Source organism: Flavobacterium sp. ACN2, from assembly GCF_002303885.1.
GTDB lineage: Bacteria > Bacteroidota > Bacteroidia > Flavobacteriales > Flavobacteriaceae > Flavobacterium.
Genome location: NZ_MRCM01000001.1, coordinates 106362 through 132931 on the forward strand (window position 1 = coordinate 106362; position 26570 = coordinate 132931).

Annotated in this window: 19 protein-coding genes; 6 read left to right on the top strand and 13 right to left on the bottom strand. The window is 34.9% G+C overall.

Translation table 11 applies throughout. The features are described from left to right. Positions 1-43: 43 nt before the first annotated feature. From BSF41_RS00375 to BSF41_RS00385, 3 genes are all read right to left on the bottom strand, one after another. On the bottom strand, positions 44-1219 hold the full coding sequence (locus BSF41_RS00375; protein ID WP_095927555.1) for a cellulase family glycosylhydrolase: 1176 nt from the start codon (positions 1217-1219) through the stop codon (positions 44-46). 272 nt (positions 1220-1491) lie between these two features. After that, entirely contained in the window at positions 1492-3015 is a 1524-nt protein-coding gene (locus BSF41_RS00380; RefSeq protein WP_095927556.1) for a RagB/SusD family nutrient uptake outer membrane protein, read from the bottom strand. A gap of 16 nt (positions 3016-3031) precedes the next feature. Continuing rightward, positions 3032-6046: a TonB-dependent receptor gene (locus BSF41_RS00385; protein WP_253251737.1), complete on the bottom strand. Its 3015-nt coding sequence runs from the start codon at positions 6044-6046 to the stop codon at positions 3032-3034. A 394-nt stretch (positions 6047-6440) separates the two neighbouring features. Between BSF41_RS00385 and BSF41_RS00390 the strand changes: the two genes are divergently transcribed. Further along, positions 6441-10370 (top strand): hybrid sensor histidine kinase/response regulator transcription factor, encoded by a 3930-nt coding sequence (locus BSF41_RS00390; protein ID WP_095927558.1) that lies wholly within the window; start codon positions 6441-6443, stop codon positions 10368-10370. A gap of 73 nt (positions 10371-10443) precedes the next feature. Here BSF41_RS00390 and BSF41_RS00395 read toward each other — a convergent pair whose 3' ends face one another. The 7 genes from BSF41_RS00395 to BSF41_RS00425 all read right to left on the bottom strand — a co-directional run bounded on the left by BSF41_RS00395 (position 10444) and on the right by BSF41_RS00425 (position 18135). Then, entirely contained in the window at positions 10444-11151 is a 708-nt protein-coding gene (locus BSF41_RS00395; protein WP_095927559.1) for a LytTR family DNA-binding domain-containing protein, read from the bottom strand. Beyond that, positions 11151-12311: a sensor histidine kinase gene (locus BSF41_RS00400; RefSeq protein ID WP_095927838.1), complete on the bottom strand. Its 1161-nt coding sequence runs from the start codon at positions 12309-12311 to the stop codon at positions 11151-11153. Before BSF41_RS00400 ends, BSF41_RS00395 begins: the two co-directional genes overlap by 1 nt. Before the next feature lie 49 nt (positions 12312-12360). Further along, on the bottom strand, positions 12361-13089 hold the full coding sequence (locus tag BSF41_RS00405) for a CPBP family intramembrane glutamic endopeptidase (RefSeq protein ID WP_095927839.1): 729 nt from the start codon (positions 13087-13089) through the stop codon (positions 12361-12363). Positions 13090-13295: 206 nt separating this feature from the next. Beyond that, positions 13296-15500, bottom strand: a complete 2205-nt coding sequence (locus BSF41_RS00410; RefSeq protein ID WP_095927560.1) for a TonB-dependent receptor plug domain-containing protein — start codon at positions 15498-15500, stop codon at positions 13296-13298. A 68-nt stretch (positions 15501-15568) separates the two neighbouring features. Continuing rightward, positions 15569-16195: a GNAT family N-acetyltransferase gene (locus tag BSF41_RS00415; RefSeq protein ID WP_095927561.1), complete on the bottom strand. Its 627-nt coding sequence runs from the start codon at positions 16193-16195 to the stop codon at positions 15569-15571. Between the two features lie 398 nt (positions 16196-16593). Next, positions 16594-16980 carry a DoxX family protein gene (locus tag BSF41_RS00420; RefSeq protein WP_095927562.1) on the bottom strand — a complete coding sequence of 129 codons (387 nt, stop codon included), beginning with the start codon at positions 16978-16980 and terminating at the stop codon, positions 16594-16596. A gap of 141 nt (positions 16981-17121) precedes the next feature. Next, positions 17122-18135: a zinc-binding alcohol dehydrogenase family protein gene (locus tag BSF41_RS00425; RefSeq protein ID WP_095927563.1), complete on the bottom strand. Its 1014-nt coding sequence runs from the start codon at positions 18133-18135 to the stop codon at positions 17122-17124. A gap of 244 nt (positions 18136-18379) precedes the next feature. On the opposite strand from BSF41_RS00425, the gene BSF41_RS00430 reads away from it, so the two are divergent. Further along, entirely contained in the window at positions 18380-18937 is a 558-nt protein-coding gene (locus tag BSF41_RS00430; RefSeq protein ID WP_095927564.1) for a GNAT family N-acetyltransferase, read from the top strand. Positions 18938-18944: 7 nt separating this feature from the next. Continuing rightward, a complete protein-coding gene (locus tag BSF41_RS00435) occupies positions 18945-19379 on the top strand; it encodes a DoxX family membrane protein (protein ID WP_095927565.1) in 435 nt (144 codons plus the stop codon). A 91-nt stretch (positions 19380-19470) separates the two neighbouring features. On the opposite strand, the gene BSF41_RS00440 is transcribed toward BSF41_RS00435, so the two are convergent. Both BSF41_RS00440 and BSF41_RS00445 read right to left on the bottom strand, forming a co-directional pair. Beyond that, complete coding sequence (locus tag BSF41_RS00440) at positions 19471-19971, bottom strand: hypothetical protein (RefSeq protein WP_095927566.1); 501 nt, start codon at positions 19969-19971, stop codon at positions 19471-19473. Positions 19972-20070: 99 nt separating this feature from the next. Continuing rightward, complete coding sequence (locus tag BSF41_RS00445; RefSeq protein WP_141248101.1) at positions 20071-20934, bottom strand: AraC family transcriptional regulator; 864 nt, start codon at positions 20932-20934, stop codon at positions 20071-20073. 285 nt (positions 20935-21219) lie between these two features. Between BSF41_RS00445 and BSF41_RS00450 the strand changes: the two genes are divergently transcribed. From BSF41_RS00450 to BSF41_RS00460, 3 genes are all read left to right on the top strand, one after another. Then, positions 21220-22056, top strand: coding sequence for a sulfite exporter TauE/SafE family protein (locus BSF41_RS00450; protein WP_095927568.1), 837 nt, complete (start codon positions 21220-21222; stop codon positions 22054-22056). After that, positions 22043-22450, top strand: a complete 408-nt coding sequence (locus BSF41_RS00455; protein ID WP_095927569.1) for a DUF1634 domain-containing protein — start codon at positions 22043-22045, stop codon at positions 22448-22450. Before BSF41_RS00450 ends, BSF41_RS00455 begins: the two co-directional genes overlap by 14 nt. Before the next feature lie 107 nt (positions 22451-22557). Next, a complete protein-coding gene (locus tag BSF41_RS00460) occupies positions 22558-23580 on the top strand; it encodes an LLM class flavin-dependent oxidoreductase (RefSeq protein ID WP_095927840.1) in 1023 nt (340 codons plus the stop codon). 402 nt (positions 23581-23982) lie between these two features. Here the strand turns inward: BSF41_RS00460 and BSF41_RS00465 are convergent, their stop codons facing one another. Continuing rightward, positions 23983-26421, bottom strand: a complete 2439-nt coding sequence (locus BSF41_RS00465; RefSeq protein WP_095927570.1) for a TonB-dependent receptor — start codon at positions 26419-26421, stop codon at positions 23983-23985. Between the last annotated feature and the right edge of the window lie 149 nt (positions 26422-26570).

Here is a 26570-nt window from a genome sequence, read left to right on the forward strand (position 1 = left end):
AACACATGTCACGAATTATCTAATTATCAAATTGACACATTATCTAATTCTTCTTATTCACCTCAGACGTCATTTTCTTAATCAAATCGGTTTCAGCTTTTATGTATGGCGTTCCGTCTGTGTGCAATACATCGTGAAACCATAATTTTGGCTCTGCTGTATAGGTTTTCGTCCAACTATCCCAAGCGTATTTAGTTTGTGTTTTTCCGTCTACAAATCCCCAGTTGATCATTCCTACGTTGTATTTTCTCGCAAGAGGCAAAAAGCCTTCAAAAGTGCTTCCGTTTGGTCTTGCCATATATTCTGTACAGATTAATGGTTTTCCGTAACGCTGTAATTGTTTGATTACTTTTTCGAAATCCTGAGGTGTGTTGTAATTGTGGAAAGAAACAATATCAGATTGTTCGATCTGCATTTTGTGCATTGGTTTCATTTTCGCTTCGTCGCTCCAATCTCCAACCCAAACCCCTGAAGTCAATGGCTGTGACGGATTACTTTCTCTCGCCCATACAAAAACATCTTTTAAAAGTGGCAAAATCAAATCGACTTTGTTTTTAATTTCTACTTTTTCGTAAGAAGGCCCAGTCATGTTATCTGGTTCGTTCCAAACATCCCAGCCTAAAATTCGTTTGTCATCTTTAAATTTGGCTACCGTTTCTTTTACATATTTCTCTAAACGCGGATATTGTGTTTTATCCTGAAGCGCTTTTTGCCCTGGAGCTTGCACCCATCCTGAATTGTGCGTATGCGGTTTTGGAGCGCGCTGTTTTCCTAATGCAGGAAACGGATCCCAACAAGAATCAAACAACACAAAAAGGGTTTTAATATGATGTTTGTCTGCAATTTCCAAAAATTGATCCATGCGTTTGTAAAGTCCTTCAGCATCCTGCTGATGCAGTAAATCGTGCAGATAGACGCGCATTACATTCATGCCAAGACCTTCAGCCCAACCCAATTCCTGATCAATTCTCTTTGGATCAAAAGTATCTTCCTGCCACATCTCTAACTGATTTATAGCTGTGCTAGGAGAATAATTTGCGCCAACTAACCAAGGCTGTTCTGTATACCATTTATTGGCCTGATCTTTTGTCCAGATTTCTCTTTTTTCTATTGATGCGATTTCGCTTTTCTTTTCTTCAGGAGTACTTTTTTTATTGTTGCAGCTAAGCAATACGAGTCCTGCTAACATAAATGTCAGACACAATTTTACTTTCTTCATTTCAATTTTATTTTTTTGAACAATCGTTCTTTATGATAAGGGAACCAGACTTTTACATCTGATCCCCTCAAAAAATCAGTTTTAACTCATTGAGTGATTTTTTCTATTCTTCAGCTTAATTTAAATCTCTCTAAATCTGCTTTAATCTGTATAAATCTGCGTGAAAAAATGGATGCAAAAAGCATTTCACGCAGATTTTAAAAGATTTTAGCAGATCAAATTAGATTTTACTTGTTGAATGAAATTATCTTTGTTTCCATCCAATCCGTAATTTAATATCCAGAATTCTGCTCTAGATTTGGGTTATTATCTACATCGCTTTGTGGAATTGGCATTCTATGATTTTTACCAACTGTGAAGTTTTTAAAATCTGGATCACGAAGCGCAATTTTATCAACAGAAGCTTGAGTGTTTAAATCTCCCCAACGTTTTAAGTCTTCCCAACGAACGCTTTCACCACATAACTCTAAAACTCTTTCCATTTTCAAACGCTCTAAGAATTTGTCATGATCGGTTCCAATTTCAGGATGTGCTGTTGCCAATGCATCCATGTTTGCACGAGTTCTTACCAAATCAACATACTGATACGCTTCAGCAGTGCTTCCTAATTCGTTTAGAACTTCCGCGTAGCGCAATAAAATATCCGCATAACGAACCAATCTGTAGTTTACCTGATTGTAGTAGTCTTCGTTATTTCTGTAATAATCACGGCTTCCTTTTCTAAACCAAGCTTCATTATTGTTCCACTCCCAATTTCTATCGTATGTTTTGTCTCCAAAATCGGCTAATAGTTGAGGATAGAATAAGGTCCATCTTAGCCTTTCATCCAGTTTTCCATTTTTATTGTTTTCTTGTTTAAAAGCATCAACTAACCAGATACGCGCTTGTCCGTCAGACCATCCAATTCCTCTTGGCGCAAAAAACTGAGAACGGTTACTAGAAACTGCTGCATTTTGTGCCTCATCAGTTCCCCCTTTTCTTTGATCTCCAAATTGAATTTCAAAAACAGATTCACCGTTATTTTCATTTGTGTCCGTAAAATTATCTCTGTAATTAGACACCAAACTGTACTTCGCTCCTGCTCCAGAAATTAAAAATTCAAGTGCTCCTTTTGCTTCTGCCCATTTGTGCTGCTGCATGTATACTTTTGCAAGAAAAGCTTTTGCAGCACCTTTATCTGGTCTCCCTAACTGATCGGCTGCCCAGTCTCTTGGTAAATCTTCAAAGGCTTCATTCAAATCTTTTTCTACTTGAGCCCAGATTTCGGCAACCTTTACTTGTTTCGGCAAATCGGCTGGCGTAGACGGATCTAAAACCAACGGCACATCTTCCCAAATTACACCTGCATAATAGTAGTGTAAGGCTCTAAAGAATTTTGCCTGTGCGATAATTTTCTTTTTATCATCTTCATTCTGAAAAGTTATATTTGGAACATTGGCCAAAACCTGATTGCATCTAAAAATGGCTTTGTACATATCTCTCCATGTTACGGCATTTCCTTCCCAAAAATTATAATTGATATAATTGAATCTTGTCCAATCTGCCAATTCTGTCCACGGACTTACGCTATACCCTTCATCAGAAGTTAAATCTAAACGGAAATAAATCCACCTTGCCCACAAACCATCTTTGTAAAACATGGCATAAATAGAGTTTACACCGGCTTGTGCATCGCTCTCCGTTTTCCAATATTGGTCTACTGTAATATCATTTGGGCTATTCAAGTCCAATTCGTTTTCACAAGCGGTAAAAACAAGACCTAAAAAAGCTGCGGTTATTATGATTATTTTTTTCATTACGCTATTTTTTTAATTAAAAGCTAAATTCTACACCAAAAGAATAAGTCTGAAGATTCGGGAAAGAACCATTATCAACACCTCTTTCAAAAATTCTATTATCACCCGTATTGCTAAACTCAGGATCTAAACCTTTGTATTTCGTGATTGTTAGAATGTTTTGTGCAGATAAAGTCAATCTTGCTCTTGTAATTCCTGATTTTTCTAAAACACTGCTTGGAAGATTGTATCCAAAACCAATGTATTTTAGTCTGATGAAATTGCCGCTTTCTAAGAAACGGTCGCTATCTCCTCTTGAATTTAAAGTCGAACCTTTTGTAACTCTAGGAAAATCGGTATTTGGATTTTCTGGTGTCCAAGGCTGAATTCCAGTTCTGTAATTGCTATTGTCATCAAAACGATCTACAACACTTCTAAATCCGTTGTAAACTGTAGCACCGTTTGAAGCAATCCAGTTCATAGAAAAATCAAAGTTTTTATATTCAGCTCCAGCATTTAAACCCATTTCAAATTCTGGCCATGGACTTCCCACAATCGCTTTGTCTTCGTTTGTAATTTGTCCGTCTCCATTATTGTCTTTAAAACGAATATCTCCAGGTACTGCATTTGGCATGATAACTTTCCCGTCAGCATTTTTGTAATTGTCAATTTCCTGCTGATTTTGGAACAGTCCATCTGTTTCCAAAACATACCACATTCCTACTGGGCTTCCGCTTCTGGTCATTGTGTTTCCAATAATGTTTTCGTTTTGTCCATTTCCTAAAGAAACCAGCTTGTTGTTTACCTTTGTGAAGTTTACAGAAGCATTAAAAGAGAAATCATTGATTTTTTTGCTGTAAGCCAATTCAAGCTCAAATCCTTTATTTTCTACCGTTGCAGCATTAGAGATTGGGTTTCCTCCATCATTTCCTGTAGTCAATAAGATTGGAAAACCAAATAATACATCTTCTGTACGTGCAATGAAATAATCAGCCGTAAAACGTAAATCGTTATTTAAAATTCCTAAGTCTAATCCAAAGTTGGTTTGTTTTAATTTTTCCCAACGCAATTGCGAGTTCGATAATTTTACTTGAGTTGCAGAAGGATATAAAACTTGGTCTTTTCCTAAAACAACCTGTCCGAAATTATTAATGAAACTTTTAGATTCGTATTCTCTAATATTTCCAGAACCTAATTCTCCATAACTTGCTCTTAATTTTAAATCTTTAATGAATTCTGATTTAAAGAAAGATTCGTTGCTAATTCTCCATCCCGCAGAAATAGAAGGGAAATTACCCCATTTATTGCCATCGCTGAATCTTGAAGACCCATCACGTCTGATTACGGCATTAAATAAATAGCGGTTATCGTAACTGTATTCTAACCTTCCTAAATACGAAGTTAAAGCCGCTTCATTAATGAAACCTCCCACAACTGGTGAATCTCCTTGGTTTAAAACCTCATAATATTGTCCAGTTCCAGAATTCATCGGAAGATTTCTTTTTGTTCCATAAATCTGGTCATAATTGTCTTTTTGATACGTCTGACCTACTAAAAGCGTAATATCATGTTTACCAAATTCTTTTTTGAAAGTCAATGTATTTTCAAACAACAAAGTCTCTGATCTTCCTTTGTTTTGATCGGTTTGAGAAGGATCTTGAGGCTGGTTTAATGTCCAACTTCCTTTTTTTCTCATGTATTTATAAGAATCGAAACTCGTTTCATATCCAAAATTGAAACGGTATTTCAGCCAAGGCACAAACTTTAATTCTGACCAAATGTTTCCTCTAATTCTAAAATTTTCATTAGTTACATTAGAAAAATCAGCCAAAGCCAAAGGGTTTGTTCCGAAAGTATCGGCAACACCTTGTTTTCCATAACCATATCCTCCAGGATTTGATGGATCGTAAAGCGGAATCGTTGGCGTCATTCTGTAAACATCGATAATTGGATTTCCAGACATTTCATCTGTTTTAGCATTACTGATCGCTAAGTTTTCTCCAATACTGAAAATTCCTTTTGTACCGCTTGAATTGACACGGAATGAAATTCTGTCAAAATCAGTTCCGATAACTGTTCCTTCATTTCCAAAATAATTTCCAGACATAAAAAAGGTAGAATTCTCATTTCCTCCAGAAAAACTCGCGTTGTAATCTTGAATCATTCCCGTTTGAAAAGTGGCATCCTGCCAGTCTGTATTAACAGCCATATTCAAGTTTTGTCTTGGGAATCCAGCATTATCATAAGCCATGTTGTTGTATTTGGCAAATTCCTCAGTTCCCATCAAATCGTAACGAGGCATAACCTGAAGACTGCTTTTTGCTGATACTTCAACCTGAAGCGGTCCTTTTTTACCTTTTTTAGTCGTAATAATAATAACACCATTTGCCGCTCTAGAACCGTAAATCGCTGCTGCAGAAGCATCTTTTAAAACCTGAATCGATTCGATATCATTTGGGTTAAAGTCTCTGTTTGCAGAAGTTACCAAACCGTCAATTACGTATAATGGGTTTGTATTTTGAAGGTTTTTAAGTCCGCGAATTTCAATATTGGCTTCTTGTCCTGGGCGCCCGCCTCCGCGAACTTTAACTCCAGTAACCAAGCCTTGAAGTCCGTCTGCAACTGTTGTAACTTGTCTTTTCTGAATTTCTTCAGGTTTAACCAATGCAACTGCTCCTGTAAGATCTTTTTTCTGTTGCGATCCGTAACCTACAACTACTATCTCATTGAGTTTCATGGCATCTTCTGCCATTGTAACATTTATAGAAGTTTTGTTGTTAATTGCAATTTCGATTGTTTTATAGCCCTGCGAACTAAAGACTAGTGTCTGATTTCCGTTGGCGGTGATTTTATAACTCCCGTCAAAATCAGTAACAGCACCATTTTGAGTTCCTTTTATCAAAACATTCGCAAAAGGAACCGCTTGTCCGTCTGCGGTAGTTACTTTTCCCGTAACATTTATTTGCTGGGCAAAAGTGGACTGCAGTAATAAACTAAAGAAAACCAAGAGGTAATATCTCTTCGTTAAAAAGTGAGTGAACTTTGTTTTCATTGATTTTTGCATTTTAGATAGTTTTATTTCTTTTTGTGGTTTGGTTTAATGAAATATGGCTCTTTTTATCCGTCTGGAATACGCGCAAAAAAAGAACTAATATTCTTTGGTTGTAACAAATTGTTCATTTTGTTTCAAAATTAGTAATGGTTAGATTTTTCAAACTTTATTTTATTGATAGTATATTTTTATCCTTAAAAAATTATCAATATCGTTTATTTGAAAATTCAAAGTAGACGCTTTTTATTCAAAATAAAATGCTTCATTTGTGTCAATATCTCTCTCAAATGATTCAAATTGTATTAAAAACAGTCCATTTTCATTCAGCTGCAACATTTTGTAGAATATTGAGACGATTTGCAGAAATATTGATTTTAGCCTTAAAAACAGACCTATGCGTAAATTCTTTCTTTTTTTATGTTTCAGCCTTTTTTCGATAAATTTTTCGAATGCGCAAGATTATTATTTTAAACATTTTCAGGTAGAAGAAGGACTTTCAAACAACACCGTTTTAACCTCCATTCAGGATAATGATGGTTTTATGTGGTTTGGAACTAAAGATGGTTTGAACCGTTTTGATGGCTATCGTTTTAAAACCTATAGAAGCAACGGAGACCCAATACACAGTTTAGGAAGCAATTATATACAGTCGCTGCACGAACATAACGGCACGATTTGGGTTGGGACTGATAAAGGTTTGTATCATTACGACAAAAAGCAGGACAACTTTACGATTTTGAATGAAGCTATAAATGATCGTATCAATGACATCAATCACGATCAAAAAGACAACATTTGGTTTGTTTCTGGCAACATTTTGTATAAGTATGCACCAAAAAAGAAAGAAACGATCACTTTTAACCCGAACAAATATTTCATCACCACTTCGATTACGAAGGATTATAAAGGCGAAATCTGGGCTTCTTCTCTAAATAAAATCTATCATTATTCGGAAGAAAACCTTTCTTTTGAGAATATTCCGTTAAATCCTCCAGCCGATAAAGCCAATTTTAGAATTACGGTTATTTATGCCGTTGATCGCGAAAACATCGTAATTGGTACGCTCGATCACGGCGTACTGCTATATAATAGAAAAGATAAAACGACAAGTGAACTTAAATTTGGAATCAAAGAACCGGTTTTCGTGCGTCAATTCAGAAAAAAAGGAAACGATGAACTTTGGATTGCGAGCGAATCGGGTGTGTATGTATATAATCTAAAAACTAAAACCGCTGTAAATCTTAAGAAAAACTATAACGATCCGTACGCGATTTCAGATAATGCGGCTTATTCAATAACAATTGATAAAGAAAACGGAATCTGGATTGGAACGTATTTTGGCGGAGTCAATTACCATCAGAAACAATATACACAGTTTAAAAAGTATTTTCCGCAGAACAACCAGAACTCTATTAGCGGAAGCGCAGTTCGAGAAATTCATAAAGATGATCATGGCGATTTATGGATTGGAACCGAAGATGCGGGCGTAAATCGTTTTAATCCAAAAACTCAAAAGTTTACTACTTATCCCGTTTCCTATTATAATATTCATGCTTTAATGCCTCGAAAAGACAAAATCTGGGTCGGAACTTTTGAACATGGTTTAGATGTTTTGGACAGAAATTCTGGCGCAGTTATCAAACATTACAGCGCAAATGATGGCCGAAGCGGATTGCATAGCAATTTTATTTTTTCTTTTTATGAAATGAAAAACAACGACCTGATTGTAGTGACAACATCGGGACTTTATCGCTATAACGAACAGGCTGATAATTTTGAAATACTGAAATTCTTTCCAGAAACGTATCATTATACGAATATGAAAGAAGACAGCGATGGCAATCTCTGGGCTGGAAGCTATCGCGACGGATTGTTATTTTATAATCCGAAAACAAAGAAAAAAGAGGTTTTTACCTATGATTATAAAAATCCGAACGAAATAAGCAATAATACAATAAATGCCATTTTTGAAGACAGTTCTAAAAACTTATGGATTGCTACCGAAAACGGACTGAATCTCGTAAACAGACAAAACCATACTTTTACCAAATTCACAACCAAAAACGGAATGCCGAGTAATGTCTTCTACTCTATTTTGGAAGACGATTCTAAAAATTTGTGGCTGACAACATCCAAAGGTCTGGTAAAATTTGGTCCAGATCATAAAGCAATCAAGATTTTTACCACCGCAAACGGATTATTGAGCGATCAGTTCAATTACAATTCGGCTTTTAAAGATGCAAACGGCGATATGTATTTTGGAAACCTAAACGGAATGATCAGTTTTAATCCGAAGCATTTCAGTAAAAACAAATACACGCCTTTTATTTACATTACCAATCTGCAAATCAATAATAAAGACATTGAAGTTAACAGCCCCGACTCGCCTATTTCGCAGTCTATTTCGTTTCTAGACGAATTGGAACTCAACAACAGCCAGTCGACTTTTAATTTGGAGTTTGCATCTTTAAATTATACCGCGCCAGAATTGACCGAATATTGGTTTCAGCTCGAAAACGTTAATAATGATTGGGTTTATTTAGGAAGAAACAACAAAGTTTTCTTTACTGAACTGGCGCCTGGCGATTATGTTTTTAAAGTAAAATCCTTGAATAGCTTTGGAGTTTGGAGCAAAGAGATAAAACTCAAAATTACCATTCTGCCTCCGTTTTATGCCAGCACTTATGCGTATATATTGTATTTTATATTGTTCTGCGCCGGATTGTATTATATTATCCGTTATTCTCAAAATCTGACTCAGATTAAGAATAACCGTAAAATAAAGCATCTAAACGACGAAAAAGAGAAAGAAATCTATCAGGCAAAAATTGATTTTTTTACGAATGTCGCGCATGAAATCAGAACGCCTTTGACTTTGATTAAAGGTCCGCTGGAAAAGCTTTTAGGCATGAAATACGAATCGGAAGAAGTACCTCAGCATCTTTCGATTATGAAGAAAAACACTTCGCGTTTATTGAAACTGGTCAATGAATTGCTCGATTTTAGAAAATCTGAAATTGGCGGCTTGAAATTGACTTTCGTCGAAGCGAATATTTCTTCGATGGTTCGAAATTTCCATTTAAGATTCAGCCAGTTAATTGAAGAACGTGAACTGGAATTTGAATTGGAGTTAGGCGAAAAAGACATTCATGCTTTTGTAGATAAAGAAGCTTTCAAAAAGATTTTGAGCAATTTGATCAACAACGCGATTAAATACTCAAATAAAAAAGTCTTTATTTCTTTATTTAGAGATGAAAAGAAACTCCATTTGATTGTAAAAAATGACGGAAATGTGATTCCAATTCATTTAAAAAATAAAATTTATGAACCGTTTTTTAGAGTTGACGACAGTAGTACGGCTTCAGGAACTGGAATCGGGCTTTCGTTAGCACATTCTTTAGCGCAATTGCACAACGGAAGTTTAGAGTTGATTGAAGATACGAATTACAATATCTTCGAATTGGTTGTTCCGCTACATCAAGAAGAAGAATTTATGCTTTACGCCGATGCTGAAAAAGAACAGATTGAAAGCGAAACGCCAAAAGAAGCTGTTGAAATCAAAAATGAAAAAGCTCAGGTTTTGGTGGTGGAAGACAATGAAGATCTTCTAAGTTTTATTACAACAGAATTGGCAGGAACATACACTATTTTAAAAGCAGAAAATGGTGAAGAAGCCCTCAAAATAATTCATAATCAAAACATTCAGCTGGTAATTTCGGATGTGACTATGCCAATCATGGACGGAATTACGATGTGTAAAAAGATTAAAACCAATCTGGAAACGAGTCATATTCCGGTAATTCTTTTAACAGCTAAAAATTCGCTGAAATCACAAATCGACGGACTTGAAGTTGGTGCAGATGCTTATGTAGCCAAACCTTTTTCTATGGATTATCTGAAAGTACAAGCCAATAATCTGATTGAAAACCGCAGACAGATTATGAATTATTATGCAAGTTCTCCGCTTTCGCACATTAAAAGCATTGCTCACAATAAAACCGATGAAAAGTTTCTGAAAAAACTCGACGACGAAATTCTTAAAAACATAACCGATCAGGATTTAAGTGTAGAATCACTAGCCGAAATCATGAATATGAGCCGCTCGACTTTATACCGAAAAATCAAAGACATTACAAATCTGAGTCCGAACGAATTAATCAATATCGTACGATTAAAAAGAGCTGCCGAGCTATTATTAAACGAAAACTACAAAATGTACGAAATCGCAGAAATGGTAGGCTACAAATCGCAAACGAGTTTTGGACGAAATTTCCAAAAGCATTTTAATATGTCACCAACGGATTATATCAATGCGAATAGATAATTAGAAAATGTGTCAATTAAATAATTAGTCAATTAACCTCATTATCTAATTGGCACATTGACTCATTAGCACATTATTTAATACCTAACAGTTGATACAATTCCTCTTTTTTATTCAAAGCTGCAGAAATAGTTCGACCATCAATCAATTCGACCACATTTCCGTTGAGACTTCTCACCGCTTCCAAATTTAGAATAAAAGAACGCTGCACGCGAAAGAACATTGGCAGTTTCAAAACTTCCTCCATTGACTTTAAAGTTCCTAAAGTTGTATATGATGCGCCGTTGATAACGAATTTCAGATAATCGCCTTGCGCTTCTACATAAAGAATTTCACTCAAAAGAATCTTAATCAGTTTTCCTTCCGATTTGATAAAAATTCGATCGGAATTGATTTGATGAACCGAAGTTATCTTCTTTAGTGAAAGATATTCTTTGGCACGATTTACCGCTTTCAAGAAACGATCAAAACGAACAGGTTTTAAGAGATAATCGACTGCTCCGGTTTCAAATCCTTCCAAAGCAAAATTGCGATGTGCTGTGATGAAAATAATAACTGGCGCATTGGTAAGCGATTGCGCCAATTCTAAACCATTAAATTTAGGCATTTCGATATCGCTGAAAACAATATCAACTTCATTTTCCTGCAGAAACAATAATGCTTTAGACGCTTCTGCAAACGAGTCTTTTAGTTCCAAAAACGGAATTTCAGCAATAAAAGATTCGATAATATCTCTTGCAATTGGCTCGTCGTCAACAACAATGCATTTCAGTTTTTCCATTATTTTCTTAAAACTATTTTTAAATCGACTTTAAACGAGTTTTCCAGTCTTTCAATTTCTAATTTATATTGATCGGGATACAGCAATTCTAAACGTTTACGCGCATTCTTTACTCCTATTCCGCCAAAATCAGAATCGTTTTCCATTACTTCCGAATCATTCTCTAAACTAAACCAAAAAGTATTATTTTCCATCTTAATGTCAAGTTTTACAAAGGCATTTTTGCTTTTTAAACCGTATTTAAAAGCATTTTCTATGAAGGTAAATGTTAGAAGCGGTGCAACAAAAAGTCCTGCAGTTTGTCCTTCAATAGTAACTTGAATATTCGTTTCATCTGCATAACGCATTTTTTCTAAAGCGGTATAGTTTTTGATAAAATCCAATTCTTTTTCCAAACGGACAATTTCGGTATTCGATTCGTAAAGCGTATAGCTCATAATATCCGAAAGGTTCAAGATTAATTCTGGAGCCAGATTGTCTTTTCTAACCGTAAGTCCGTAAAGATTATTCAAGGTATTAAATAAAAAATGCGGATTTAACTGCGCCTTCAGAAAGTCTTTTTCAATTTGAATATTCTGAATTTCCAAAGCTGTTTTTTCTCTTTCAATTTGAAATTTCTTGTTATAGAGTTTCGTGATTTCGACCAATATTTTAGCAAAACAAAAAGGCGAAAGCAATGAAATAATAATTATGGTCTGCGAAAGCATTCTTTTTGGAGAAACTGCTTCTAGAAAAGTTTGATTTGCGCTCATTTTAATAACGCCTTTCAGTTCTCCAAAAGTAATTTCAAGACCTAAAGCATAATAAATCAGTGAAATAAAATACGTTGCCGCCATCCAGACAAATATGGAAATTGGAAAAACCAATAATAGCAGTATTATAATTCGGTTTTTGCTTCCTGAAAATATCTTTGGTAACAAAAGATAAAACAGCATATAAAACACAATCATATTTACCAATGCCATTCTAATTGTTAGCAAAATAGCATCAAAATAGACTAATTTATAGCCAATTACATAACTCAAAAAAAGCAATATAGAAAAACCTAACCACATGAAAACGTGCAGTAAAATTCGATTTCTTCTCGTAAAAAAGTGATCAAAATTCAGCTGCGCCATTTTATCTAAAAAATATCCCGAAGTCGATGTGGTATTTGGCATGTAAAAGATTTGTAAAGCAGTTTCAAATATAACTTTAATTTGGCAGGTTTTATAAAATTCTAATAACCGCATTAATCAAATTAATCGTGTTATGCCCTAGAATAGAATAAATAAGATTTCCTGAAAACTGTCTTAAAATACCAACGCTCAAAGAAGAAATTAATGTGAGGTATACCATTGTAATAATATCGAACTTCAAATGTAAATCCTGATCTAGAATTGCTCCGTGAGAAACTCCAAATAAAACCGTTACGATAACAAACGCCCAGCCAAATTTGATGCCTCGATAATTCCATGTTGGCGCAAAAGCTTTATCTAAAAGCCATAAAGAGATTCCTCTAAAAAGGATTTCTTCTGTTAATCCAGGCATTGTGGCTTGAAAAAGAAAAGTTTCTAGATTGAAGGCATTTCCTTTTGGAAATAAAATGAGTTTAAAAATAATGTCGAAAAAAGTGAATCCGAAGAAAACTAACAATCCAAATTTCAAGCTTGCTGGCGAATTGGTTTTAGAAGTAAATCCGATTTTGATTCTTTCTTCTTTTGAAACCGAAAAGATAATAATCAATGCTAAAACTAAGCTAAGGACTTTTCCTGCCCAATTGAACTTTAAATCAAGATTTATCAATTGTTTTCCTGAAGCCTGTAAAAACACATCGGCAAGAAAATATAAAATGAAAAATCCTAAATATTTTAAATTCAGTTTTTCCGATTTGAAACATGCAATAACAATAATCGGAGCGATTAATAAAATCCAAAGAAGAGGCGTAAATAATGACATAATTTTGATTTTTAAGGTTTTAATTTTGATCAAAAGTATATCGCGAGTATATCAATTAAAATTGTCATCGGTAGAACACACGATCTGCTCGGTGAAAATGTTATTTTACCCGATAATAGAATTTGATAATTAGAAAATGTGCCAATTAGATAATTACTCGCATTATCTAATTGGCACATTTTCTAATTGACACATTGGACTAACTTCTACCACATATATTTCAATATCAATCTTGCATTAAGCGGCGTTCCTGCTGTAAAATGAATTTCTTCTACAGGATCGGTTTCATTTGCCAGTCTTGATTCGGTTAAGAATTGTGTTTCTTTCCATTTTGTATTGAAAATATTGTCGATGTTTACGCCAATCGAGACTTTCTTTATTTGATAATTCACAGAAAAATCGGTAATGCAATACCCTTTTGCTATAACCGAATTATCTTCGTTTGCTGGTCTATCGCCTAAAAAACGGGTTCTTAAACTTCCTGAAAATCCTTTTAGATCTTTTACCGAAATTCCGTTCATCAACGTATTTTTTGGAGCTAATGGCAGATAATCGTTTCCTTTAGGTTCGTCAATTGCTCTTGCGTGCGTATAGGTGTAATCGGTATTCCAGAATAACCAATTGGTCAATTGATATCTGAAACCAAAATCGAAACCTTTTCTTTCTGTTTTTCCGCTTGGTTCAACAACCGCTTCGTCTCCAACATAAACAAACTCCTGCGCTAAATACAAATACCAAATTGCCGAATTAACAATCATACGTGGAAATGGTTTCCAATTGATTCCTAAATCTGCTCCGTACGTTTCTGGAAGAATCTTTTCACCACTTTGCGCCACTACTACTCGAGTATCGTTGCTGTGAAATCCTTTTCCTAATTTCAAGAAATAGTTTAATTTTTCATTCTGATTATACAAAAAGTTCAGTTTCGGACTCACAATTGCTTTGGTCTGCGTCTGATTGGTGTAAGTTGGAGCTAATTGATCTTCGTAACCAAATTTGAAATAATCTAAACGCAAACCTCCGTTTACCAGCCATTTTCCTGCTGTAAAATCAAGACTTGAATAAGTAAATAAGTTAGTTTGATTTACCGTTCCTAAACTCAAATATTCTAAAACTGTTTTTCTGTCTAATGTATGAGACAACTCTACATCTTTATTATTATCATTTCGAAGTCCAGCGCCCAATTTAAAACGCCATTTTTCATTTAGTTTCTGATCGTATTCCGACTGAAAACCTACAATAGTTCTATTTTCTTTCTGTTTAATCTGATCGCCGTTTACAGGATCATTCAAGAAAAATGTAAAATTAGAATACAGTTCAAAATCATATTTACTCAAATAAGCACTGCTTTTAATATGTGTGTCTTCGTCAATTTTTGCATCGTACTGCAAATTGAAATTGGTTCTATCAGTATTCCCTCCTTCATTAGAATCAATTGCTCCAAAATGCGAAATGGTTCCGTCGTTTACCGCACGATCTGGAATCTGTCCGCTGGCATCCCATTGGCTTTTAAAATGGGAAACCGAAATAGCCAGACGATCTCCATTCTCCATTTTAGCATTGTATTTTCCAAATAAATTAATTCGGTTAAAGTTCTGAGGCGCATCAAAATAACCATCTGTCATCATGTATTCTCCCGCAAAATAAGCCGATTGGTTTTCTTTGTTCAATAAATTAAACATCGCAACGGTACGGAAGGTATCAAACTGTCCTCCTTCAAAAGAAATAGAGCTGTTCTGCAAAGCATTTTTAGTATTAAAACCAACATATCCTGCAGTTGTAAAATCGCCTTTATCTACAAAATAGGCTCCTTTATCAAAATCAATATTATCTACTGTTTCTGGAATCACAAAATGCAGATCTGAATACCCTTGCCCGTGTGCGTGCGAAACCATGTTTACGGGCATTCCGTCAACAGTGATGTTAATATCGGTTCCGTGATCACAGTCAAAACCTCTTAAAAAGATTTGTTCGGCTTTTCCTCCTCCTGCGTGCTGACCGATGAAAAGTCCTGGAACTTTTCGCAGCAGATCTTGAGAATTTGAAATTGGCTGAATTTCAAAATCAATTTTAGAAATGGTATTCAAGTATTTTAGATTATTGCTAATCTTAACTTCTTCCAACAAAAAAGGTTTTTCATTTATTGAAATCGTTAAGAAATCCAAAGAAGCAAGTTTAATTTTTTGAGGAGAAAATCCTTTTTTTGTAATCAGCAAACTATCATTTACCTCCACTCCTTCCAATGTAAATTTTCCGTTGGCATCAGTATGTGCGTGTGTTTTTGAGGTTAAATCACGAATTAATACTTCTGATAAAGATTTTCCGCTTCCGTCATTTACAATACCGTTGACAGATTGTGCATTAATAGAAACAGAAAGAATAAAAAAGAAAAGTGCTGATAAAGATTTCATTGCTATTTTGGTAACTAAATTGGTAATTTGAGCGCAAAAATAGCATAAAAAAGATTTTTCCAGCTTATTTATCGAAAATCTGAAACAGTAGATCCGTTTTTCTTCGGATCGTACAGCATAGCGGTACACAAACAGTTTTTTCTGCCCTTGCTTAATAAAATAGGACAGTTGATACAGCTTTTACAGTTTTCCCAAAAAAGGTCATCATTTGGCAATTCAGCGTAAGTAACGGGTTCAAAGCCAATTTCGTGATTCATTTTCATAACGGCAAGACCTGTAGTTAGGCTGAAAATAAGCGCTTTTGGATATTTTTTACGGCTGAGTTCAAAGATCTTTTTTTTAATCTTTTTTGCCAGGCCAGTGTGTCTAAACTCAGGCGCAACAATTAATCCCGAATTAGAAACATATTTTCCATTTTCCCATGAAGATATAAAAGCAAAACCGGCCCATCTTCCATCTCGTGTAATTGCGATAACGGCTTCACCTTCTCTCATCTTTTTTTCAAGAAGCTCGGGCGGTCTACTTGAGATTCCCGTTCCGCGAGCTTTGGCAGATAATAATGTTTCTTCGCAGATTTCATTTAGATAAAAAACATGTTTGCCTTTTGTTTCTTCTAAAATAAAATCATAAGATTCGGCAACTTTTTCATGGGAAGAAAAAACAGTTGCATCTTTTCTATACTCGATAGTTTTCATGATACCTAAACTATTTTAGCAATCAGCATAACGGTGATAAAAAGAACTACTGTAAAAACCATTAAGTTAACGAATCGATCTTTATTTCGTCTAGATTTATTTGAAAAGTACGTTTTTGTGATTTCTTTATTTCTTTTATTACTTGTTTTCATATTTCTTAAATGTTGTATAATTAAGGGCTTGTTTAATAATCCACAACATAAAAACAAAAGGCATGCCATAGCATCTCAAACTACAATAAACCATTCGTTATAAAACAAATAATAAAAAATCGGCTTTAATCAATTTGTAAAAGCTTATCAAAATGATAGGCTGATTTTCAAAATGAAAGGGATTTAAATAAAAAAGCCCTAAATCGAAATTTAGAGCTTTTTTATATTTATAAGTGACCTAATAAATTAGTCCCATTGATTGTTTTTAGAAAGGGCAAATTTACCTGCTCCAGTAAAAAACAAGGCAATAGCTCCAAAAAGGTAAAGCATTAATAATTCTAAAGCATAACCTCCGTGATCGCTAATGGTGAAAATGTCCTGAGCGTGGGCTGTTGCAACTGCAACCACACAAGTGATAGCCAAAAGAACTGCAGCAATTCTAGTTCTAAATCCTAATAAAATAGCAATTGGAGCTAAAACTTCACCAATGTAAACCGCATATCCAAATGCGCCCATGTTATCAACAAGGAAAGAAATTCCGTGAATCAATTTAGAAACACCGTGAAAAAGCATTAATCCACCAGTACTAATACGCAATAGCAATAATCCAAGGTCTGTGTTTTTTGAAATCATAAAAAATTTTGTTTAGGTTAAAAATTATATCAAAATTGGGTTTATAAGCCGACTAAAATACAAAAATTTCCCTATGAAAAACAATCTTATTTAAAACAATTCCAAATAACCGTTTTTAGACTATCACAAACGTGATTTACTTTAAAACTTTATCGCAATTTTTCCAATTGTTTTTCCCGATTCCAAAAGTTCGTGTGCTTTCTTTAGATTTTCGGCTGTAAGTCCGTTTAAAGTAGTGTTTAAAGTCGTTTTCAAGATACCGTCATCGAGTAAATCGGCTACAATATTCAGAATATTATGCTGCTCGATCATGTCTTCCGTTTGATACATAGAACGCGTATACATCAATTCCCAAGAAAAAGAAACACTTTTGCTTTTCAACTTGGTTAATGCAACTGGGTCGCTGCTTCCTGTAATGGAGGCAATATGCCCTTGCGGTTTAATCAATTCGACCATTGTATCCCAATAAGCATTGGTGTCGACAAAATCTAAAATAAAGTCAACGTACTCAAAGCCAGCCTCTCGAACCGAAGAAATCAAATCTTTATGGTCTACAACAAAATCAGCTCCCTGCTGTTTGCACCAAGCAATCGTTTCTGGACGCGACGCTGTTGCGATAACGGTTAAGCCAGCAATTTTCTTGGCTAACTGAATGGCAATTGAACCAACTCCTCCTGCTCCACCAATAATTAAAATTGATTTTCCTTTGTCTTTATCAGCGCTAATTCTGATTCTGTCAAATAGAATTTCCCAAGCCGTTAAAGCCGTTAACGGAATTACAGCAGCTTCTTCAATACTTAATGCTTTTGGTTTTCTACCAACAATTCTTTCATCTATAATCTGATATTCGGCATTGCTGCCTTGTTTGGTAATATCTCCAGCATAATAAACAGGATCGCCTACTTCAAACAAAGTAACATTCTGTCCGACAGACTGAACGATTCCGACAGCGTCCCAACCTAAAATTTTTGGAGTTTCTAAAACAGTGTCTTTCGCACTGTTTTGGCGAATCTTAAAATCGACTGGATTTACTGAAATCGCATCAATTTTAACTAATAAATCGTGTGGCCCAGGAATTGGTTTTACGGCTTCAAATTCGATAAAACTTTCTGGGTTTTCTATGGGTAATGATGTTTTAAATCCTATTGCTTTCATTTCTTTTTAATGTTTAAATTAAAACTATATTACAAAGATAAGACGAGTTGAAATCTCAAAATTGGTATATATCGAACGTATATTTGTATATATTAAGCATATTGTGTTTTTTGTTTCACGCAGATTTTACAGATTATAGCTGATTCTGCAGATTTTTTATTTAAAACCTGCTAAGATCTGCTCAAATCCTTTAAAATCTGCGTGAAATAATTTTAAAGACTAAATTTGCTAAAAATACTACACTATGAATATCAGAAAAGCCGAAAAATCAGACTCAAAATATATTGCTCCTATATTATTGTTAGCAATGGAAGACATTATCTATAAATTTATAGCTAAGGAAGATTACGCTTCCGCGAAAGACTTTCTGCAATATTTCGTTGAACGAGAAAACAATCAATATTCTTATCAAAACTGTTTTGTGGCCGAAGAGAATAATGAAATCATTGGTGCAGTAAACATTTATAATGGTGCTGACATTGAAGAATTACGAAATCCTATTATTGAATACGTTAGAAAACATTATAATCCTGAATTCGATCCTGAATTTGAGACCCGTGAAGGTGAATATTACATAGATTCGTTGGGCGTGAATCCGAAATATCAGGGAAAAGGAATTGGTTCTCAATTATTGCAATTTTTGATAGATAAATACGTTCATAAAAATAAAGAGGTTTTAGGTCTGCTGGTTGAGGAAGACAATCCGAGTGCTAAAAAACTGTATTTAAAGCTTGGTTTTAAAGTAGTTGGAAACAAAACTTTGGTTAAGAAGAACCTAGAACATCTTCAAATCAAAAATTAATTATAGAATGAAAAATATCACAATATTAGAAGCAGGTTTAATTTTAAGAATAGTTTTAGGAATCACAATGCTTTCGGCCGTAGCGGACCGATTTGGAGTTTGGGGCGCACCAGGATCTCACGCAGTTGCCTGGGGAAATTGGGAAAACTTCGTAATCTACACCCAATCTCTAAATTCTTTTGCCAACAAAGCCACAGCAGAAGTCCTCGCAGGAATTGCTACTTTCTTTGAAGTTTTACTAAGCCTATTATTGTTATTCGGTTTCAAAACTAGACTTGCCGCTTTAGGAACTACCCTTTTAATGTTCTTTTTTGCATTTGCTATGTCGGTTTCCGTTTCTGTAAAAGCACCTCTCGACTATTCGGTTTGGACAAGTTGTGCAGCGGCTTTACTGCTTGCCAATATTGGTAAAACATCTTATGCCGTTGACAATAGGATATAGTTTTCGATAAAAGCGTTCTAGAAACTTTGTCAAAGTTTAAAACTTTGACAAAGTTAATCGCTTCGAAAAGTTCAGCTTAAAAAACATCTGTTCACATCTTTTTTCTGAGGTAAATTCGTTTCGGAAATTGATCTTCAACAATTTCTTCTAAATCAAATTCTTCGTAATTTAATGATCGTAAAATATCGATCAAAGCAGTATCTAAGGCAAAAGCGCTCACCCAAATTAAATCGTGTTTTCGCTGAGAAGCAATTTCTTCAGCACGTTTAATAAGTACTTTTAAATCTTCTTCATCAAAATAAACAATCTCACTCAGATTGATTGCTTTTGATGCACCAAGGTTTTCATTTCGTATTCTCGACGAATCTAATTTTAAATACGCTTGTGGAGTTTCGCCAAGATGAGCCATCAGAATCTCGATTGAAAAATCGTTCTGAATTCGAAACAACTCTTTTTTCGAAAGATGTTCTTCGGCATATTTTTCTCCTAACTCTTTTTCCTTAAATAAATTGGTATAGAATTGAACGGCTTTGTCTTCCATCCAAAAGACATTATCGTTGATTATGACAACAAATTTTGCAATTTTACTCATTTCTTTTCTTTAAAAATAAAAAACAAAATTGCACCGAATGTTAGTCTAAAAAAAGAGCGAAAAGACTTCTGTTTTGTGCAAAATGTCGTCTGAATGATTTTAATCGATCTGTTTTTTTCGATATTCTAAAGGAGAAATACCTTCATAGTTTTTAAAAAACCTTCCAAAAACAGATTGATCAGAAAAATGAAGTAAATCGCTGATCTGATTGATGGACATTTTTTTATTCTGCAACAAAACTTTAGCTTCCAGAATCACCATTTCGCTAATCCAGTCACTAGCCGTTTTTCCGCTATGCTTTTTAATGACTTCAGACAAATATTTTCGGCTTACATTTAATTCATCCGCATAATGTTGCACCATTCTAAAATTCAGAAAATCTTTAAAAAGAAGCTCTTTAAACTTTTCATATAAAGGGCTTTGTACTTCTGTGGGAATTTTTTCTTTCTGAATACCATCAATTTCATAAATTAAAATGTACAAATAACTTCTCAAAATAGAGGCTTGATGCTTAGACTGATCTTCTGATACTTCTTTGATTAAGCTAAAAATGCGTTCAAACTTGCTTTCCTCTCCTTTTGCGAGTGGAGAGATATTGCTATCACTATTTTCAAAAAAAATATATTGTGTTAGAAAAAAGACATTTGCTTGATTTTCTAGAAAAAACTGCGGTTTAAAAAATATTATATCGATTAGAATTTCGTCCTCATTTTTAGAAAAACTTCTTATTATCGAAGGCCCTAAAGCAATAATGGCTGGAGCATGAACCACTTTTGTTTCGAGCCCAGTATGCATGATTATACTTCCTTTTCTTAGAAACTCAATTGCGTAGCTTTCGGCACGATAAGGCTCGGTAATGTAAGGATGCTCACTCGTCTGGATATAGAAGTACTCTTTCTGATCTGCGTACGAAAATAAACTCTTGTGATGTGTTAAGGAATATGTGAGGATTTTACTCTTCAATACTGCTGTTTTAGTTCATTAGGATTCCAAATATACCGTTTTTTTAGTGTTCAGTCGCAGTTTGCAGTCTTTGCGGTAACAAAGGCTAGCTTTGTCAAAGTTTTAAACTTTGACAAAGCTTCTCGGCTCTTAACCTACCTGGGACTGAAAACTGAACACTAAAAAACTGAACACTGAACACTAAACACTGAGCACTAAAAAAATTTTTAAGGTATATTTAAGGTCATAAAGCTATTTCGAACAAATTTGTATTCGTAAATTAGCCATTACAAAAACATATCTTAAATGACAATACTTACCTTTACGCTGATTATGATTCTGGGTGCCTTTTTAGCAGGCTTTATTGGTTCATTATCAGGCTTAGGAGGCGGTATCATTATTATTCCGCTTCTTACTATTCTTCTTGGTGTCGATATTCATTATGCCATTGGAGCTGCTCTAGTCTCCGTTATCGCCACTTCTTCAGGTTCTGCAGCCGCTTATGTAAAAGAAGGAATTACCAACATGCGAATGGGAATTTTTCTCGAAATCGCTACTACTATAGGAGCCGTTTGCGGAGCATTGCTTTCTACTATCGCCCCTACTTCTTTTATTGCGGTTTTATTCGGTTTAACACTGATTTTTTCTGCCATTAATTCGCTTCGAAAAAAAGAAGAACACATTGTTTTAGAATCTAGTCCGCTAGCTAAAAAACTTAAATTAGACGGAACTTATCCTGCTCATGATGGCGAAGTGATAAAGTACGGAACCAAAAATGTTATTGGCGGTTTTAGTATGATGGGAGTTGCTGGAATGATGTCGGGTCTTCTCGGAATTGGTTCTGGCGCTTTTAAAGTAATCGCGATGGATAACATTATGCGTGTTCCGTTTAAAGTATCTACAACAACCAGTAATTTCATGATGGGAGTTACAGCAATGGCGAGTTCTGTAATTTATATTCAAAAAGGATATATCGAACCTGGAATTTGTATGCCGGTTGTAATTGGAGTTTTGTTTGGCGCAATGGCTGGAGCTAAAATCTTAGTGCGAACAAATCCGAAGAAATTGAGAATATTTTTTGCCTGCCTGATTTTTGTTTTGGCAATAAACATGATTTATAACGGACTAAATGGAAAAATCTAATATGGTACAAGAAGAAAAATTTGGAGAAAAAGATTTTCAAACTATTATAGGAAACTTGCTTCGTTATGGGGTTTGGATTTCGTTATCGGTTGCTTTTATTGGCGGAATTGTATATTTAATTCATAATGGAAGCCAAATTGAAGATTATTCTGTTTTTAAAGAAAATGACCGCAATATATTTGAAGTAATTACCGCTATTTACAATGGTGCAATTCAAGGAAACGGAGAATCGTTAATATTTACAGGAATTATTTTCTTGTTCATGACACCCGTTTTACGCGTATTGCTTTCGCTATTTTCATTTTTATTGGAAAAAGATTACTTGTACGTTGGCATTACATTAATTGTAATCATGATTATCATTATCAGTATTTCATTTGGTTTCTCACATTAAAAAAATTTTAGATTTTAGATTGTAGATTTTGGAGTTTGGGATTTAGAGTTTGGAATTTGGAGTTTGGGATTTGGAATTTGGAATTTAAAATATTGAAATTTAAAGACATGGAAATAGGAATAGACAGTTTTGCTTCGGCGATGTATGGCGATAACAACACGCTGAGCAGTGTTGATGCTATGGAACAGCTTCTGCAGCGAATTGAATTTGCAGATCAGGCTGGTCTTGATGTTTTCGGAATTGGAGAACATCATAAAAAAGAGTTTTTAGATTCTGCTACAGCTGTCATTTTGAGTGCAGCGGCGGCTAGAACAAAAAATATCCGACTGGCAAGTGCTGTGACCGTTTTAAGTGCAGCAGATCCAGTGAGGGTTTATCAGAGTTTTGCGACTTTAGATTTAATTTCGAAAGGAAGAACTGAAATTGTTGTCGGGAGAGGATCTGCCATTGAAGCTTATCCCCTTTTTGGATATGATTTGAGAGATTATGATGCTCTTTTTAAAGAAAAACTCGAACTGCTGCTTCAAATTAGAGATAATGAATTTGTAAGCTGGGAAGGAAAATTTCGTCCTGCTTTAAATAATTTACCTGTTTACCCAAGAGCTTTACAAGAAAAACTACCCATTTGGCTTGGTGTTGGTGGAACACCAGAATCTTTTATAAGAGCTGGTTCGTTAGGACTTCCGTTAATGGTTGCCGTAATTGGCGGACAAACACATCGTTTTAAACCTTTAGTCGATTTATATCGTGAAGCAGGAAAAGCAGCAGGCTATAAACCGAATGAATTAAAAGTAGGCTTGCATTCACCTGGATATGTTGGTACCACAACGGAAAAAGCAATTGAAGAATACTATCCCGGTTATGCCGAATTATGGACAAAATTAGGATATGAAAGAGGTTGGCCTCCTGTAACCAGAGGCAAATTTGATGGCCTAATTGATGATTTAGGTGTTTTAATTGTGGGTGGTCCAGAAAGAGCTGCAGAGAAAATTCTTCGCCACAGCGAAGCTCTAGGCGGCGTGGATCGATTTACTTTCCAGATGGATAATGCAGGATTAACACACAAACAATTAATGAATGCCATTGAATTGATTGGTACAAAATTGATTCCTTTGATACGCAAGGCATAATTATTAATCTCGCAATCCCGATAGCTATCGGCAGCTAAGACGCAAAGTCTTTATTTTAAAAAGCCACAGATTATTAAGATTAAAATGATTTTTTCCCATTCCTAATTTTTGAATAGCATCCAGCTTTAGCTGGATGAAAAATAGAGCAAAAGTCAAAGGCTTTAGCCAAACATCACTGGTTTGGCTAAAGCCTTTTTTCAATCTTCATTTGTAACCTTCAGTTAAAACTGGAGGCAATTCAAAAGAATTATACTTCTCAACCTTTGTAACTTTGTAACTTTGCTTCTTAGAATCTTAGAATCTCAGCATCTCAGAACCTTAGCATCTTAAAAAAAAAGCACCCAACAATTAAGTCAGATGCTTTTGGTGTGATTTGCAATTTTTCAACGATAACAAACCAATTTAGAGCTTATAAGTAACACCAACTCTAAAATTTCTTGGCGCTTCAGTCTGCCAGTAATAAGCATTTAACCAGCTATAGTATGAACCGCTATATAGATATTTATCTAAGATATTGAATACGTTTGCCGTAACTTTAAATTTACCCGTTTCATAAGATAAACCTCCATCCAATTTAAAGTAAGAAGGTAGTTTTTGAAGACCTGCACTCCAAGTATCAGTCTGGCGTCCGTCAAGGAAAGTTCCTCCAATAGAAGCACCAAAACCTTTTAATTTTCCATGCTGAAGCGTATAATTTAACCAAGCATTTGCGGTATGTTTAGCATAACCTGGAACAATATCCCCCACCTTAATACCATTAGCTTCAGAAACATCTGGATCAATTTTAGTTACAGTTGACTCTGTAAAGGCATAATTTGCAATAAGATTTAAGCCATCAAAGATTTTTCCTCTCAAATCAAATTCAACACCACGCGCTCTTTTTTCACCTAGAACTATTTTATACTGTTCGTTTGGCTGATTATTAGGATCTGCCGTTAACTCATTCTTCTTTAATATATTGTAAACAGATAAACTGGTATTCCAAGAACCGTCAAACCAATCCTTTTTAAGTCCAAATTCAACATTATTTCCGGTAAGAGGTTTTATATCACCGCTTCTCACAACACCAGATTGAGGTGTAAAAGCTTGATCGTACAACCCGTAAACCGCAAAATCATCAGTAATAGAATAACTTAAACCTGCACGAGGCGTTATATGGCTATCCTCAATTGGTTCTGCCTCATAGCTGCTAGTCTGGCTAATCCATGTGTATCTTGCAGCAAGAGTCAATCTTAATTTATTCTCCAAAAAGCCAAGTTCATCCTGAATATATCCAGCAGCATATTCTGAACCGTAAAGTCCGCCAGCTCTTTGGCTTAAAGGAGTATCGTGATCAAATTGCGGGAAACCATTTGAAGGCGTTCCGTAATTCGGATTATAAACATTAAACGGATTATCAACCGTATCTAAATCATGCGATTGTCCCCAGTCTGCCATATAATCTTTGCTTCCCAAATCTACTCCACCCAATATTTTATGAGAAACATTTCCAGTATTGAATTTTCCGTTCACAAATATTTGACCTAGGTACATATTACTTTCTGCGTCCCAGATGCCAACATTTCTAATGATTTCTCCATAAGCAAGATTTCCTTCCGGAACACCATCAAAATCTCTATCAGCAGCTCCTGGACCAACAACTCCTGGCCATGAACTATATCCTTGCTGAATATATTTAAAATAAGAAGTCTGTGCAGTAAGTTTCCAGTTTTCATCAAACTTGTGCTCAAACTGAAGATATCCGCTGTGATCCTGAATATTGGTATCAGGCAATCCTGGCTGCGTCATAGTAAAACCTACAGGCAAAGTTGCATAACCACCTGCTTGAGGTCCAAAAACATAATACGAACCCACTTCGGTCATATTTGCATATTGGAAATTATATTCGGCCGTGATTTTTGTTTTATCATCAATCTGATATGAAATTACAGGAGCAATTACATAGCGGTTATTGCGCTCAAACGAACGGTGCGATCCTTTGTTTTGGGCAGCTCCGTTAAATCTATAAAGCAATTTTCCTTTTTTATCTAATTTTCCGTCAAAATCAACGCTTACTCTATAAAAATCGTAGCTTCCGCCCAGTACACTCACCTCACCTTTTGTAACTCCCGTTGGTTTTTTAGTTACCACATTGTACAATCCGCTTGGATCTCCGCTTGAAAGCATGAATCCTGCTGGTCCTTTTACAAACTCAATATGATCTACAAAACTCATATCTTCTGTTAAGGGGCCCCAGAAAGAAGAAACTACGTTAAATCCGTTTCTAAAAGCCTGAATTTGAGAACCTCTCATCGTAATATTCGTATACAAATCTCCCCAGTGTTCCAAACGTACAGCTCCACTCACGTTACGAATTACCCCATCGCTCATACTCGTAATTTGCTGATCTTTTAAAGTCTGACCGCTTACAATTTGTATATTTTGAGGAATTTCTAAAACAGGAGTTTGAAGACGCAGTGACAATGAAGGGTTATCTTGCTTGTATTTATTCTTTTTAATGACCACTTCTTCAAGATCTTCTTGACTTTCAGAAAGAGAAAAATTCCTAGTCGTGGTTTGTTTTGAATTGACTACAATCTTATCCTCGACAGCTTGAATTCCTACTCCATTTAATACGATAGTATACGTTCCTGGTTTTACATTTTTAATTTCATAATGTCCTGAAACAGTTGTAATATCAGAATATTTTGTTCCTTTTAACGCTACAGCTATATTTTCTGCTGGTTTATTGCCACTCAAAGAAACTTTTCCGCTTACAGTTCCAAGCTGTTGTGCCATTATATTTAATGAGCTCAAAAACAGCACGAAAAGATAAACTTTTGCATTAATAATTATTTTCATTTGGTTTTGATTTTAAATTGAGCGACAAAAGTAGATGCAAATCTCAACTTTTCCAAATTATCTTAATTTATTCTAAATAAATAAAACAAATTAAACTAAATCAGTAGGAATAAATTCTGAGAATTGCCATTTCTAAGTTATTTCTTGAT